The following is a 13835-nucleotide window of genomic DNA, read 5'->3' as shown; positions in this document are numbered from 1 at the left end:
CCACCGCGCCGCGCAGAGCCGAACGCGTCCGACCACTGTGGTAGGTGCCCGATGACCCTCGCGACGGTCTGGTTCGTCGTCATCGCCTTCTTCTGGCTCGGCTACCTCTTCCTCGAAGGCTTCGACTTCGGCGTCGGCATGCTGCTGCCCGTCCTCGCGAAGGACAACACCGAGCGGCGCGTCATGGTCAACACCATCGGACCCGTCTGGGACGGCAACGAGGTCTGGCTCATCGTCGCCGGCGGCGCCACGTTCGCCGCCTTCCCCGGGTGGTACGCCGGGCTCTTTTCGGCCGCCTACCTGCCGCTCCTCATCGTGCTGATCGCGCTCATCGGCCGCGGCGTCGCCTTCGAATACCGCGGCAAGGTCGACTCCGAACGCTGGCGCCGCACCTGGGACCGCGTGATCATGACCGGCTCGTGGGTCGCGCCGCTGGGCGTCGGCCTCATCATCGCCACCACCGTCCTCGGCCTGCCGCTCGACGCCCACGGCAACCGCGTCGGCTCCGCGTTCGCCGCCTTCCGCTGGGACACCCTGCTCGGCGCCATCGCGATCGCCGCCTTCTCCCTCGCCCACGGCGCCGCGTTCCTCGCCCTCAAGACCAGCGGTGACCTGCGGGAACGCGCGAAGCGCCTCGCGGTGAAAGCCCTGCCGGCCGCGATGGTGCCGATTGTCGCGTTCCTGACGGTCGTCCAGTGGCGCGAAGGCACGCTGTGGACACTGCTCTCGTTTGGGATCAGTGCTCTCGCCGTGGTCGTCGCCTGGCTGCGGCTGCGCGCCGACCACGACGGGCAGGCCTTCGCCGCGCTCGCCGTGGTCATCGCCGGGGCCGCCGTCACGCTGTTCGGCGCGCTCTTCCCGAACGTCCTGCCCTCGACGCTCGACCCCGCCAACAACCTCACCGTCGCAGGCACGGCGTCGAGCCCGTACACGCTGACCGTCATGACCTGGGTTGCCGCCTTCGGCGCGCCGGCCGTGCTCGTCTACCAGGGCTGGACGTACTGGGTGTTCCGCAAGCGCATCGGCACCCAGCACATCCCGGCGGTCCACGCGCCATGACGAAGCATTCTTTCGGGGGTTCCGGGTGGCGGAGCCCCCGGCCCGGGGCGGAGCCCCGGATGTCACAGCTTCCCGGACGCGCTCCTCTTCCCGCCTCGGAGTCCACAGTGGACTCGGCGCGGCCGGGAAAGGGCCCGCTCGGCGCACTGCCGGCCCTCGTGCCGGCCGTGCGCCGGGCGCTGGCCCTGGTCGGTTTCTTGTCCTTCCTCCACGCCGCCGCGCTGGTGGCCCAGGCGTTCCTGCTCGCCGACGTCCTCGCGGCGATCGTCGGAGCAGGCTCCGGGGGACGCACCGCCCAGCTGGCCGCGCTGCTCGCGCTCGTCGCGACGCGCGCGTTGACCGGCTGGGCGGTGCGCACGGTCTCCGCCCGCGCGGCCGCGACCGCGCAACGCGAGCTGCGCGCGCGAGCTGTCGACCACGCGCTGCGCCTGGGCCCCGAGTGGATCGCCCGCCGCGGCCACGGCGAGCTGACGGCGTTGACGACCCGCGGCCTCGACGCGCTCGACGCGTACTTCCGCGAGTACCTCCCCGCGCTGGTGACGGCGGCGGTCGTACCGCTCGGCGCCGGCGCGGCGATCCTGTTCGCCGACTGGCCGTCCGGTGTGATCGTCGCGCTGACCGTGCCGCTGCTCCCCGTGTTCGCGATCCTCGTCGGCAAGTTCACGGCCGGCCGCGTCGCCGGCGCGACCGACGCCACGCACCGCATGTCCGGACGCCTGCTGGAGCTCGTGCGCGTGCTCCCGGTGCTGACGGCGTTCCGGCGCGCGACCGCGCAGGGCGAGACCGTCCGGCAGCTGTCCGAACGCCACCGCCGCGCGACGCTCAAGACGTTGAAGGTGGCGTTTTCCTCGGCGTTCGTGCTCGAACTGATCGCGACGCTGTCGGTCGCGCTGGTCGCCGTGGTGATCGGCGTCCGGCTCGTCGGCGGGAGCCTGCCGCTGGCGATCGGCCTGGGCGTGCTGATCCTGGCGCCCGAGTGCTACCAGCCGCTGCGCGCGGTCGGCGCCGCGTTCCACGCCAGCGAGGACGGCGTCGAAGCCGTCCGGCGCGTTGCCGATCTGCTGGCCGAGCCCGTGCCTTCGTTCGGGACCGCGGTGCCCTCGCCGGGCGAGCTGCGCGTGTCGTCGTTGCGCGTCGAGCGACGCGGCGGGTTCGCGCCCGACGGCGAGACGTTCTCGGTCCGCCCCGGCGAGACGATCTGGCTGCGTGCCCCGAGCGGCGGCGGCAAGTCGACGACGCTCTCGGCGCTGCTCGGCTTCGTCCCGGCCGACGACGGCGCCATCACGGTCGGCGCGACGAACCTGGCCGGCGCCGACCTCGCGCGCTGGCGCGAACAGGTCGCGTGGGTGCCGCAGTCGCCGGTGTTCACCGGCGGGACTGTCCGGGAGGAAGTGGGCGGCGAGGACTTCCTCGCCGAACTCGGCCTCGAGGGATTCGCTGACCGCCCGGTGGCGCAACTGTCGCTGGGACAACGTCAGCGCGTGGCGGTGGCGCGGGCGCTGCACCGGGTCCGCGACGGCGCGTGGCTGCTCCTGCTCGACGAGCCGACGGCCCACCTCGACGAGGCCAACGCGCGCCTGGTGCTCGCCGCAGTCCAGCGCGCGGTCGACAACGGCGCCGCGGCGATCATCGCGGCCCACGAGCGCACGGCGGCGGTCGACATGTCTCCCGACGTCCCGGTCGCGCCGTCTTCGTCCACAATGGACGCTCCTCGCCCGCCGCTGCCGTGGCGCGCACTGCTCGACGGACGGCTCTTCGCCGGCGCGGCGCTGGGCGCTCTCGCGTTGCTGGCTGGGGTGGCGCTGACGGCGACGTCGGGTTGGCTGATCGCCAAGGCGTCGCAGCAGCCGCCGATCCTGACGCTGACGGTCGCGGTGGTCGGCGTCCGCGCGTTCGGCCTGGGCCGCGCGGCGCTGAGGTACGTGGAAAGGCTGGTGACGCACGACGCGGCGTTCCGCATCGCCGGCCGTCTCCGGGTCCGGCTGTGGAATTCGCTGGTCCGGCTGGGACCGGCACGCGGGTTGCGAGCGGGCGAGGGGCAGCGGCGCTTGGTGGCCGACGTCGACACGGTGCGCGACCTGCTGCCGCGGGTGGTGTCGCCGCCGTTGGTGGTGGCACTGGTCGCGGTGGGGGCGATCGTCGTGCAGATGTGGGTGCTGCCCACGGCCGGCCTGACGTTGCTGGCGGCGGTGGCGGTGGGGTTGTGCGCGCCGTGGGTGGCGTTGCGGGCGGAGCGCCGGGCGACGTCGGCCCTGGCGGACGGCCGTCGTGAGGTGGCGTCCCGGGTTTTGGTCTTGTTCGAGGCGGCGGCCGAGTTGCTGGCGTTCGGTAAGGATCGCGAGCACCGCCGGGCGTTGTCGGACGCGGACACGCGGTTGGTGACGCAGGCCCGCCGCCAGGCCTTCGGCGCGGGCGCGGCGGAGGCGCTGGTGACGTTGGCGTGCGGCGCGGGCGCGGTGATCAGCACGGCGTTCGCGGCGCGAGCGGTAGCGGCGGGAGGGCTCGACCCGGTGCTGGCGCCGCTGGTGGCCTTGGTGCCGTTGGCTATGGCGGAGGTGCTGGCGCTGCTGCCGCCGGTGGCCCAGCACTGGGACACGCTTCAGCAGGCACGCCACCGCTTGGCCGACACCCCGGCGCAGGTTGAGCGCGCTGGCCCGCCGGAAGAAGCCAGCGCTCGGGGCGAGACCGGCGCCAGGCGGTGGGGTATGGCTCAGCCCGGCCGCAACGGCGCGCGGGGCGGCGCGCGCGACGGGGATGGCTTCGAGCGGCGCGTTTTGCCGGACCAGACCGGGACCGATGGGCGCGTCGTGTTGCGTGGGGCTGAGCTTGGGTGGCCTGGTGGGCCCCTTGTTCTTCGCGATGTCGATCTTGACCTCGCGCCCGGAACCTATGCCGCCGTTGTCGGGCCGAGCGGTGCCGGGAAGTCGACCCTTGTGGCCGCTCTCCTTGGCTTTCTCGCTCCCCGGCGCGGTCTGATCGATGTCCCGGGCCGGGTTGCCTGGGCTCCTCAAGAGCCGATGCTGGCCGCCACCACCGTTGCCGAAAACCTTCGGCTCGCGCAGCCGGCCGCGACCGACGACGACCTGCGTGACGCCCTGCGGCAAGCAGCCGTCGCCGATGTTGAGCCGGAGACCTTGCTGGGCAGCGGTGGCAGCGGGCTCTCCGGTGGGCAAGCCCAGCGCGTCGCCCTCGCTCGGGCCTTGCTAGGGGCGCCGTCGGCCGGACTCGTGCTGCTCGATGAGCCCACTTCGCACCTCGACGAGCCGACCGCGCACGTCGTGCGCGCGCACCTGCGGGAGGTGCTTGCCGGGCGGACCGTTGTTCACGTCACCCATCGCGCCGAGGAGGCCGACGACGCTGACGTCGTCCTTGAGGTCCGTGACGGCCGGGTTGTCGTGCGGGTGCCTGTGTCGTGATCGATTCCCGGAGCGCGCTTGGCGTGCCGCCGCAGCGGCGCGCGATAATGACGGAACTCATGGATCCGACGCTTGCCGCGCGGGCACTGTCCGCCGCCACCGAGATCACGAGCACCGCCCTCTCCGGCGATGACCCGGGCGCGGTGCTCGACACCGTCGTCGCCCGGGCGGCCGAACTCGCCGATGCCGACCTCGGCCTGGCCATGGTCAGCGCCGATGACGGCCGCGTCGTCGTCGAGGCCGCCCACTACGCCACCGCCGAGGAACCCCCACCCGACGATGGCAACGGGGAGTCGTTGCGCGGGCTCGCTCTCCCCGCCGACTCCGCTGCCGGGCGGGTCGCGCGCGGCGGTGAGCCCGTCGCGAGCGCCGACTTCACCGTCGACCCGCGGACCGCGCCCTTCGTACCCGCCGAACTCCACGGCTACGGGCCCTTCGCCGCCGCGCCGTTCGGGTCCGGGGGACGCGTGCTGGGCGCGCTCACCGTCTACCGCAAGCAGGGACGCGAGCCGTTCTCCGCCGGGACCGTCGAGATGCTCGTCGCCTTCGCCGCCCAGGCCGGCGTCGTGCTCGCGCTCGCCGAAGGCGCCAACGCCCGGCATCGCGTCGCACTCTACGAAGAGCGGGAGCGGATCGCTCGCGAACTCCACGACGTCATCGTCCAGCGGCTCTACGGCGCGGGGATGCAGCTCGACCGGGTTCGGCGCAACATGCGCAAGCGGTTCGCCCAGGCCGACGGCGCGCGGCTGTCCGACGCCATCGACCAGCTCGACCAGACCATCGAGGAGATCCGCGGCACCGTGCGCGCGCTGAGGTCACCGGAGCCTCGCCACGACACCGGCACGCCCACCGACCTCGCCGAGTCGGCGCGCGGCGAGGTCCGCATCGCCGGCGAGCTGCTCGGATACCCGCCGACCCTGGAGCTGTCCGGCGAGTTCGCCGACATCCCCGCGGAACGCGCCGACCACATCCGGGCCGCCCTGCGCGAAGCACTGTCCAATGTGGTCAGACACTCCGGCGCCAGCGAAACCCGCGTGACCTTGGCCAGGGACTCCGACGGCGTGAAACTCCGTGTCCGGGACAACGGTTCCGGTGTCCCCCAAGGCGTCGCCACCCGTGGCCTGCGTCATCTCGCCGAACGCGCGGACGCCGCGGGCGGCAAGTTCTTCCTGAACTCCTCGCCCAGTCTCGGCACGCTCGTCGCGTTCGACCTCCCACTTGACTGAACCACTCGACTGACCGCGATCTAACCTTCTCGGGTCATCCAGCCTCCCTTCATCGCCCTCACCAAAGATCGTACCGACAGATCGAACACATATTCGACTCACGTTCGAGTGAAAACGGCAGGTCAAAACCACCGCTCGACGTGGCGGACCGTGACGACCACTGAAAAGGACGCAGCGAACGGCGGCTTGCGGACGCGAGCGTCGCGCGGAGTTACTTCTCCCGGCGCGCGATCCAGGCGGCGGCCTGCGTCCGGCGCTGCATGCCGAGCTTCGCCAGCACCGACGTGACGTAGTTCTTGACCGTCTTTTCGGCGAGGAACAGCCGTTCGGCGATCTCGCGGTTCGACAGCCCTTGGCCGATCAGCTCGAGCACGTCCCGCTCGCGCTCGGTCAACGTCGCCAGCTCGTCCGTCGGCGGGTGCCGCATCTTGTCCAGCACTCGCGCGGTGCTCACCGGGTCCAGCAGCGACCGCCCGGCCGCGACCTCGCGCACCGCGTTCACCACGTCCTGCCCCCGCACCTGCTTCAGCAGGTAACCCGCGGCGCCGGCCATGATCGCGCCGACCATCGCCTCTTCGTCGTCGAACGCCGTCAGCATCAGGCACGCCGGCGGGTTCGGCTTGGACCGCAGCTCGCGGCAGAGCGTGATGCCGTCGCCGTCGCCGAGGCGGACGTCGACCACCGCGACCTCCGGCTCGACGTGCATCGCCACCGCCAGCGCCTCTTCGACGCTGCTCGCCTCGGCGACGACCTCGATGTCGGGTTCGTCGCCGAGGAGGTCGCGAAGCCCGCGGCGGACCAGTTCGTGGTCGTCGACGAGCAGTACCTGGATCGGCATATCCCCAGGTTACGGGGTACGCGGACGCCGTGGTGCCGGCCGGTCCGCACGTCACACCGGACGATTACGCCCAAAGTGTGACCGCGGATCTCGTAACATTCCCGGCGGTATGCATTTCCGGCACTGATTCCGCAGGTCAGCGGCCAATGGCGAAGAATCACGAAACCGCGGATTTCCGGTGGAGCGCTGACGTTTCCGGAATTCCGGAAACGTTCGTAACGGGGCTGACGGCGTCGCGATACTAACCACGCAATCGCCCCGATTCTTCCCTGAAAGGACTTCCGGTGTCCTTGTTTCGTCGTGCCCTGACGACGGCCGCGGCCGTCGCCGGGCTCGCTCTTCTCGGCCCCGTCTCCCTCGCCTCCGCGCAGCTCTCGACGCCGCTCGCCGGCGACTTGAACTGCTCGGACTTCAAGTACCAGGAAGAGGCGCAAGCGGTTCTCGACGCAACGCCGGGCGACCCGAACCACCTCGATTCCGATCACGACGGAATCGCGTGCGAATCCCTGCCGCACCGCCCGCAGCAGAACACGTCCACCCCGACGTCCGAACAGCCGTCGACCACGACGAAGACCCACCCGATCCCGAAAACCACCGCGACCAGCAAGAAATCCACGACCGGCAGCCAGGTCAAGGTGAAGCCGGTCGGCGGCGTGGCCACCGGCGGCGGTGAGCCCGACGAGGGTGCCCCGGCCTTCCTCGTGGTGAGCGGCGCGCTGCTCGCCGCGGCCGCGTCCGGCGGGATGGTGTTCCACCTGCGCCGGCGCGCGAATTGAGGCACCCACGCCTGTGGCCGGCGGTCACGGCAGTCGTCGCCGCGCTCGGGTCGGTTCTGGTGGTGGCCCTCGTCCTCGCGTTCTCGCCGCACGCGTCGGAGCAGGTCGCCCCGCCGTCCGCCGTGCCCGTCGAGGTCGCGCCGTCGACCACCGCCACGCCGTCCGGCGGCGGGCTCCCGGCGGCGAAACCGGCCTCCTTGAGCATCCCGGCGATCGGCGTGCGCGCCGACGCGCTCAAGGACCTCGGGCTGACCCCGAAGGGCGAGCTCGAGGTCCCGGGCGACGCCACGACGGTCGGCTGGTTCACCGGCGCGCCCTCGCCCGGCGAGGTCGGCCCGGCGGTGCTCGCGGCGCACGTCGACTACAAGCACGTTCCCGGCGCCTTCTCCCGGCTCAAGGACCTGCGGCCCGGCGAGCAGGCGAGGGTCGGGCGGTCCGACGGCCGGACCGCCGTCTTCACCGTCTACCGCGTCGACCGCTACGCCAAGGCGGAGTTCCCGACCGACCAGGTCTACGGCGACACCGCCGAGCCCGAACTGCGGCTCATCACCTGTGGTGGCGAGTTCGACCGGTCGAGCGGCAACTACCTCGACAACGTCGTGGTCTACGCGCGGCTCACCGGCGTCGAGGCCTAGCCGAGGTCGATCCGCGCCAGCTCGAGCCGGCGGTACGCGTGGTCGCCGAGCGACCAGACGTCCAGGACGTCGCCGTCGAGCTCCGGGTACGCGATCACCAGGCCGGCCGGTCCGTCGTCGGCGCGGTAGACGATGTCCGCGGGGATGCCGGCTTCGAGCTGCCAGCAGAGTTGCTGCTGCTTCGGGGTCAGACGGCCGGCGTAGCGGTCGCTCATCGCCCGCGCGAGCTGCCCGCGCAGCAGGCTCGGCCCGCTCGGCGGCGCCGCGAGCAGCCGCTCGGCGTGTTCGCGTGGGTCGGGCGGTCGTTCGTCCGGCTCGGGGTCCCGGAAGGTGACCGTCGGCGACGCCGGCTCGCGGGCGGGCAGCGCGATGGTGCCGTCGGCGGCGTGATGGGTCGGCGAGTAACCCGCTTCGCGCAAGGCGTCGAGCGTTCCGGAAGCGTCCACAGTGGACGTCAGCACGGTCGGCGCCACCGCGCGCAGGCCGAGTTTCGCGAGCTTGCGGTGCGCGGCGAGCTCGGCGAGCACGGCGGGTTCGCCGACGACGACGCTGGCGACGTCGAGCACCTGCGCCTCGCCGTGGCGCCGCGCGACGTCGTTGACCAGGTACACCAGCGGTTGCGGCAGCTCACCCGCGGCGAGCGTGCTCAGCTCGTCGAGCAGTTCGGCGGCCGACGCGCCCTGGTCGAACGCCCGCCGGACGGACGCGGGGGAGAACCGCCAGCTGGTCGCGGTGCCCTGTGCTTCGCGGTCGGCGACGCGGTCGAGCGACGCGGCGAGCCGCGCGTCCGGCGAGCCGGGCACGATCGCGGTGAGGTCGGTGCCGAACAGCGCCGTCGTTCGCGCCCGGGCGACCAGCCCGTCGGTGACTTCGACGAGGTCATGCTCGGCGAGCAGCGCGCGGCCGACCGCGGTGACGGCGCCGTGCGCGACGACGCCGAGGAGTTCGGCCGCCTCGAGCGCGTCCCGGACGTGGCCGGCGAAGTCCTCGGTCGGCAGCATCGGCGCGTGCCATTCGGCGAGCTGGGTCAGGCCGTCGACCACGGCGGTGCCGGGCTCGAGCCGGGCCAGCAGCCGGACGACCAGCCGCCGCACCAGCGCGCCGACGTCGGTCCCGAGCTCCGGCGGCGCCTGGTCCCACCAGGTCGTCACCAGCAGGCGGTAGAGCAACGCCGGCGCGGGGCGGGCGAGGTCGGGGTCCGGGGCGAGCGTGGGCGGCGGCGCCTTCTGCCCGCGGCGCGGCGGGGGCGGCTCCTCGGCCAGCAGCAGCCCGGCCTGCGCCGCGAGGTCGATGGCCAGCTCGATCTCCGCGGGCGTCGCGCCGGTGTCCTTGGCGACCTTCTTGACCAGCCGCGCGCCGATCGTGCCGTCCTTCAGCAGCGGGAACGGCTCCGCGGCGGCGAGGTCGACCACAGCCGAGACGCGGTCGAGCAGGCGAAGCGCGGCAGCCGAGGACGTCGCCTCCGCCGACTCGACTCCGACGTGCGCGACGGGATATTCGGGTTCGTCGGGCGTGAACGGCAGCTGGTGGTCCGGGCCGCGCAGGGCGAGCGACACCTCGATCGGCATGGCCGCGCTGCCGTAGTAGGTGCTGAAGAGAAAGCCGTACTCGAACGCCCAGCCCTCCGCGGTGTGGAACGGCAGGACGCCCTCGGCCTCGGGAACGCCGTCGGCCATGTCCTGCAACAGTTTCCGCGACGGCTCGGGGGCAGTGCGGAACAGCTCGCGCACGCGGTCGCCGTCGCGGTAGAAGTGGACGAGCTCCTTCAGACCCTCCGGCAGCCCGAGGGCCTGGGACAGCCGCGCAGTGCGGCTGCGGCCGAGCTCAGCCAGCAGGTCCGCGACCGGCTGGCCGAGGCCTTCGGTGTGGAACGTCGTCCGGTGCAGGAATTCCGGCAGCGTGACGTTGTCGTCGTCGCGCCACAGCAGGGCGCGCTCGGTCAGATCATCCACAAAGGACTCGATGGCGGTGGTGCCGAGGAGCTTGCCGGCTTCCGCGACCGGCGTCGGCCGCAGCCCGAGGGTGTGGCACAGCTGGACGGCGCGCAGGACCTGCACCTGCGGCAACGAAAGCCCGAGGACGGCTTGGTCGAGGGAGTCGGCCGAGGCGAGCCGGGCCGCGACGACGTCGAGCCGCCGCGGCCACGGTTCGCGCAGCACGTCGGGCCGGTGGGTGAGGACTTTCGCCAGGCCGTCCCGACCGAGGGCGGCGAGCCTGCCGAGCAGGTCGTCGGCGGTGGTCATCGAACCAGGTTAGATCACCGCTCGCAGGCCACCCCGTCGCCGTCGCGATCGAGCGCGGGCCGGTAGCCGGGCTCGCCGCGGTGCAGCGGGGCGGCGCCGGCGGCCTTCGCCGCGGCGCAGTTCTTGTAGTACACGGAGGAATCGGGCTGCGGGGCGTCCTCGGTGGTCTCCACGGGCGGGGGCACCGGGGCCGCCTTGGTGACCGGCGGCTCCGGCGTAGGCATAGGCGTCGGAGTGGGCGTAGGCGTCGGCGTCGGTGCCGGGACGTCGATGTTCCCGTTGCACGGCGGTCCCCATAGCCCGCTGACGGCCTGCTTCGCCGCTGCCTCGGCGGCCGCGAGTGCGGGCTCCGCGGCATTCGCCGCGTATTTGAGATAACCGCCCTGAATCGCGAGAGCCGCGTAGTCCTGGCCACCGGCCAAAGTCACGGCGACACCCTGCGCCGTTTCCACGCCGAGCGTCACGGCTTTGCCGGAAAGGGTCGCGCTCGCCCAGCCGAGCGATTCCAGCCCGTAGCACCCGTTGCCGACGACCGGCGCGGTGACGCCGAGGACTCGCACGGTTCTGCTCGAGCCGTCGCTGCCCTTCACCACCACGGTCGCGCCGTCCGTCACGGACGCGACCGTGTAGCTGACCGGAACCGGGGTCGTGCTGGTCACCGGGGTCGTCGGGGGTGCCGCCGGCGTGGCGGCCACGGGCTTCGGCTCCGGGGCTTTCCCGAAGATCGCGCCCAGGACGAACAGGACGGCGAAAGCAGCCAAGACGATCTTCAGCCAGTTCGGAAGGCGTTTCATCCCCGGATTCCCTCGTTCCTCGAACACGACGTGCCGAGGGAGTACTCGGGAAAACTCCCGCCGTTGTTACGCGCGGGCTCGTGATCGACCACCAGTCGTTATCCGGGGGATTGTTGCCGTCACGATCACGTCACGAACCGCGGTTCCGAACCGAAAAGCTGTCACAAGACGCGGCCGCGGAACGACCCGTGCAGACGTGATCGAACCTCTCCCGCTGCACGGGCCCGGCGGTCATCCCGCGCACGGAACCGACTTCACCGCCATCGACATCCGGACCACCGGGCTGCGGCCTGGGCGCGTCGTCGAGCTCGCCGCGGTGCGGGTGCACGCCGACGGCTCGATCGCCGGCCAGCTGACGACGCTGGTGGATCCCGGCGCCGGCGTCCCGCCCGGTCCGGCGCACGGCATCACGCGCGGCGAACTCGACGACGCGCCGCCGTTCGGCGAGGTGCTCGGGCCGCTGCTCGACCTGTGCACCGGCAGCGTGGTCGTGGCGCACGACCTGGCGGTCGTCTCGGCCTTCCTCGGCTTCGAGGTCAGCGACCTCGGGGTCCGGATGCCCGCGCTGCCGGGCGTCTCGACGCTCGCGGTGGCGCAGTCGGTCCTGCGGCTGCCGAACTACCGGCTCACCACCGTCGCGCACGCGCTGGGTGTGCCGGCCAGGCCCGGGCAGTCGGCGTTGTCCGGCGCGAGGACGGTCGCGCGGCTCGTGACGAGCATGGTCGAGCGGTACGGGCTCACGTTCGCGGCGCCACCGGTCTTCCCCGGCCTGCCCCGGTTCTCCGGCGGCCGGCTGCTCCCGCGCGGCGAGGTGGCGACGGCGGAACCGGGGTGGATGGCCGACGCGGTCGAGCGGGTCGCGGCCGGCCGGGACGGCGACGCCTACCTGGACCTGCTCGCGGAAGTCGTCGCGGACCAGCACCTGACGCCGGACGAGGTGACGGCGCTGGCCGCGTTGGCGGCCGAGGCCGGGCTGTCCGAAGCACGGGTGCGGTCGACGCACGAACAGCTCGTGACGGCGCTGCGCGAGATCGCGGAACGGGACGGCGTCGTGACGGCGGCGGAAGCGCGCGAGCTGCGGCAGGTGGCGACCGCGCTCGGCGTCGCCGGGGTCGACGTGCGGCCGACCGACGGCGGGAAGGCGACGCGGGTGCTGGTGCTCGGCACGACGGTGGCCGCGGACCAGCTGCGGGCGCGGGTGCTCGAGGAGGGCGTCCAGCTGGCCAAGAAGCTGACCGCGAGCGTCACGCACCTCGTGGTGGACGCGACCGTGCCGGCTGGTGAACCGCGGCTGGCCAGGGCTGCCGAGCTGGGGGCCGAAGTGCTCGACGTGCGCGGGGCGCCGGTCGCTCTCGGCTTCGAGGCGCCCGCGGTGCAGGCTGTGCCGTCGGGCGGTCGCCTGCCGAAGGTGGTGGGTGGCCGAGTCTTGATGGGCGTCGGGTTGGTGCTGATGTTCATCGTCGTGGTGGCGATGTTCGGTGGCACCCCGCTGGCCGGCGGGATCTTCCTCGCGGCGCTGGGGGTCGGCGCGCTGCTGGGCGGGTGGTGGATCGCCGAGCCGGCGCCGCGGTGAGCCGGGGTTTCGGTAGCGTCGACGCGGTGCCGAGACTGATCCACTTGAACGGGCCCTCCGGGATCGGGAAGTCGACGATCGCGCAGGTCTACGCCGAGCGGCGGCCCGGGGTGCTGAACCTGGACACCGATCGGGTCGTCTGCCTCATCGGGGGCTGGCGGGACACCTTCTTCGAGACCTTCAAGGCCGCGCAGCTGCTCACCCTCGCCATGGCCGAGACGCACCTGCGGACCGGGCACGACGTCGTCATGCCGCAGCTCGCCACCCGCGTGGTCGACATCCAGGCCTTCGAGGACGCCGCGGAACGCTGTGGTGCCGAGTACCGGGAAGTCCTGCTCACCGCCGACAAAACCGTCGCCGGGGCGCGGTTCGCCGAGCGCGCTGCGAAGGGCGATTCCGCCACCAAAGGCGTGGACGACGTCGTCAACCAGCGCGGCGGGGTCGCCATCGTCGAACGGATCCACGACCAGCTCGCCGCGTACCTCCCGCAGCGGCCCGGCTGCCTCGTCGTGCCCACGGGCGGCCGCGCGCCCGAGCAGACCTACGCCGAGGTCGTCGCGGTCCTCGGCGAAGCTCGCTGACCGCCGTGCGGTTCACTGGACGCATGGCGATACCCGAGCTCGCGTTGCGGCAGATCGAACGGTGGTGTGCCCAGCGGGTTCCCGAACACCTCCGTGACCGCCTCCGCGTCGAGTGCCGGGTCCGGGACGGTGTCGTCACCATCGTCGAACTGCGGACCGACGACGACTCCGAACGAGGCATCGCGCAGCTGCGGTTCGACGAGTTCGGGATCTGGTCGATGCTGCGGTCCGACGGCCGGGGCGGGTGGCTGGCCGATCCGGACGCTCCCGTCGCCAGCACCCCGCCGCCGCTGCTGAGCGAAATCTAAGCCGGGAACCGCTTCTCGTTGCGGTCGATCTTCGCGTGCGCCGCGGCCGCGAGGTCCACGCCCAGGCGGTCCGCCAGCTGGAGCAGGTACAACGTGACGTCCGCGATCTCGTCCAGGACGTTCGCCGCCAGCGCCGGGTCGTCGCGCCACGCGTCGGACTCCTCCGGGGTCAGCCACTGGAACAGCGACGTCAGCTCGCCGACCTCGCCGGACAACGCCATCACGAGGTTCTTCGGGGTGTGGTACGGCTCCCAGGCTCGGGCCGCCGCGAACGCGCGGAGGCGCTGGGTCACGTCGTCGAAGGTCACGCGCCGATTGTCCTCAGCCGTCACGGTGCGCTAACGGCCGTATGGCGGACCGGCGTTGACCGGTGAATCTCTCACTCA

The 13835-nt window shown here is 72.5% G+C and carries 12 protein-coding genes; 8 read left to right on the top strand and 4 right to left on the bottom strand.

What is annotated here, in order from left to right:
• The first annotated feature begins 51 nt into the window (after positions 1-51).
• Genes cydB through ACZ7OH_RS16245 form a run of 3 tightly spaced genes read left to right on the top strand, consistent with a single transcriptional unit; the run spans position 52 to position 5701 of the window.
• On the top strand, positions 52-1059 hold the full coding sequence (cydB, locus tag ACZ7OH_RS16255; RefSeq protein ID WP_470281521.1) for a cytochrome d ubiquinol oxidase subunit II: 1008 nt from the start codon (positions 52-54) through the stop codon (positions 1057-1059).
• Between the two features lie 59 nt (positions 1060-1118).
• Positions 1119-4475: a thiol reductant ABC exporter subunit CydC gene (gene cydC / locus ACZ7OH_RS16250; protein ID WP_470281520.1), complete on the top strand. Its 3357-nt coding sequence runs from the start codon at positions 1119-1121 to the stop codon at positions 4473-4475.
• Between the two features lie 59 nt (positions 4476-4534).
• Complete coding sequence (locus tag ACZ7OH_RS16245) at positions 4535-5701, top strand: GAF domain-containing sensor histidine kinase (RefSeq protein WP_470281519.1); 1167 nt, start codon at positions 4535-4537, stop codon at positions 5699-5701.
• Positions 5702-5912: 211 nt separating this feature from the next.
• Here ACZ7OH_RS16245 and ACZ7OH_RS16240 read toward each other — a convergent pair whose 3' ends face one another.
• Complete coding sequence (locus ACZ7OH_RS16240) at positions 5913-6539, bottom strand: response regulator (protein ID WP_043788689.1); 627 nt, start codon at positions 6537-6539, stop codon at positions 5913-5915.
• 284 nt (positions 6540-6823) lie between these two features.
• Between ACZ7OH_RS16240 and ACZ7OH_RS16235 the strand changes: the two genes are divergently transcribed.
• Together ACZ7OH_RS16235 and ACZ7OH_RS16230 are read left to right on the top strand one after the other, a co-directional pair.
• On the top strand, positions 6824-7315 hold the full coding sequence (locus ACZ7OH_RS16235) for an excalibur calcium-binding domain-containing protein (RefSeq protein ID WP_470281518.1): 492 nt from the start codon (positions 6824-6826) through the stop codon (positions 7313-7315).
• Positions 7312-7950 carry a class F sortase gene (locus ACZ7OH_RS16230; protein WP_470281517.1) on the top strand — a complete coding sequence of 213 codons (639 nt, stop codon included), beginning with the start codon at positions 7312-7314 and terminating at the stop codon, positions 7948-7950. The genes ACZ7OH_RS16235 and ACZ7OH_RS16230 overlap by 4 nt, the downstream gene beginning before the upstream one ends.
• Here ACZ7OH_RS16230 and ACZ7OH_RS16225 read toward each other — a convergent pair.
• Together ACZ7OH_RS16225 and ACZ7OH_RS16220 are read right to left on the bottom strand one after the other, a co-directional pair.
• Positions 7947-10193, bottom strand: coding sequence for a helicase-associated domain-containing protein (locus ACZ7OH_RS16225; RefSeq protein WP_470281516.1), 2247 nt, complete (start codon positions 10191-10193; stop codon positions 7947-7949). The genes ACZ7OH_RS16230 and ACZ7OH_RS16225 overlap by 4 nt on opposite strands.
• A gap of 14 nt (positions 10194-10207) precedes the next feature.
• Positions 10208-10987, bottom strand: a complete 780-nt coding sequence (locus ACZ7OH_RS16220; RefSeq protein ID WP_470281515.1) for a thermonuclease family protein — start codon at positions 10985-10987, stop codon at positions 10208-10210.
• Between the two features lie 196 nt (positions 10988-11183).
• Between ACZ7OH_RS16220 and ACZ7OH_RS16215 the strand changes: the two genes are divergently transcribed.
• The 3 genes from ACZ7OH_RS16215 to ACZ7OH_RS16205 are packed head-to-tail and all read left to right on the top strand — an operon-like array spanning position 11184 to position 13449.
• Positions 11184-12560, top strand: a complete 1377-nt coding sequence (locus tag ACZ7OH_RS16215; RefSeq protein WP_470281514.1) for a 3'-5' exonuclease — start codon at positions 11184-11186, stop codon at positions 12558-12560.
• Between the two features lie 26 nt (positions 12561-12586).
• Complete coding sequence (locus tag ACZ7OH_RS16210) at positions 12587-13141, top strand: P-loop nucleotide/nucleoside kinase family protein (protein ID WP_470281513.1); 555 nt, start codon at positions 12587-12589, stop codon at positions 13139-13141.
• A gap of 23 nt (positions 13142-13164) precedes the next feature.
• The gene (locus tag ACZ7OH_RS16205) at positions 13165-13449 is read left to right on the top strand and encodes a DUF3024 domain-containing protein (protein ID WP_470281512.1); all 285 of its coding nucleotides are present in this window, start codon (positions 13165-13167) and stop codon (positions 13447-13449) included.
• Here the strand turns inward: ACZ7OH_RS16205 and ACZ7OH_RS16200 are convergent.
• Positions 13446-13757 carry a nucleotide pyrophosphohydrolase gene (locus ACZ7OH_RS16200; RefSeq protein ID WP_400901602.1) on the bottom strand — a complete coding sequence of 104 codons (312 nt, stop codon included), beginning with the start codon at positions 13755-13757 and terminating at the stop codon, positions 13446-13448. The two genes, ACZ7OH_RS16205 and ACZ7OH_RS16200, sit on opposite strands and share 4 nt — an antisense overlap.
• Positions 13758-13835: the final 78 nt, after the last annotated feature.

The sequence above is a fragment of the Amycolatopsis sp. NPDC114478 genome (genome assembly GCF_055633805.1).
Note: the sequence above shows the minus strand (reverse complement) of the source record. Positions and strands in the feature narration are given on the sequence as shown.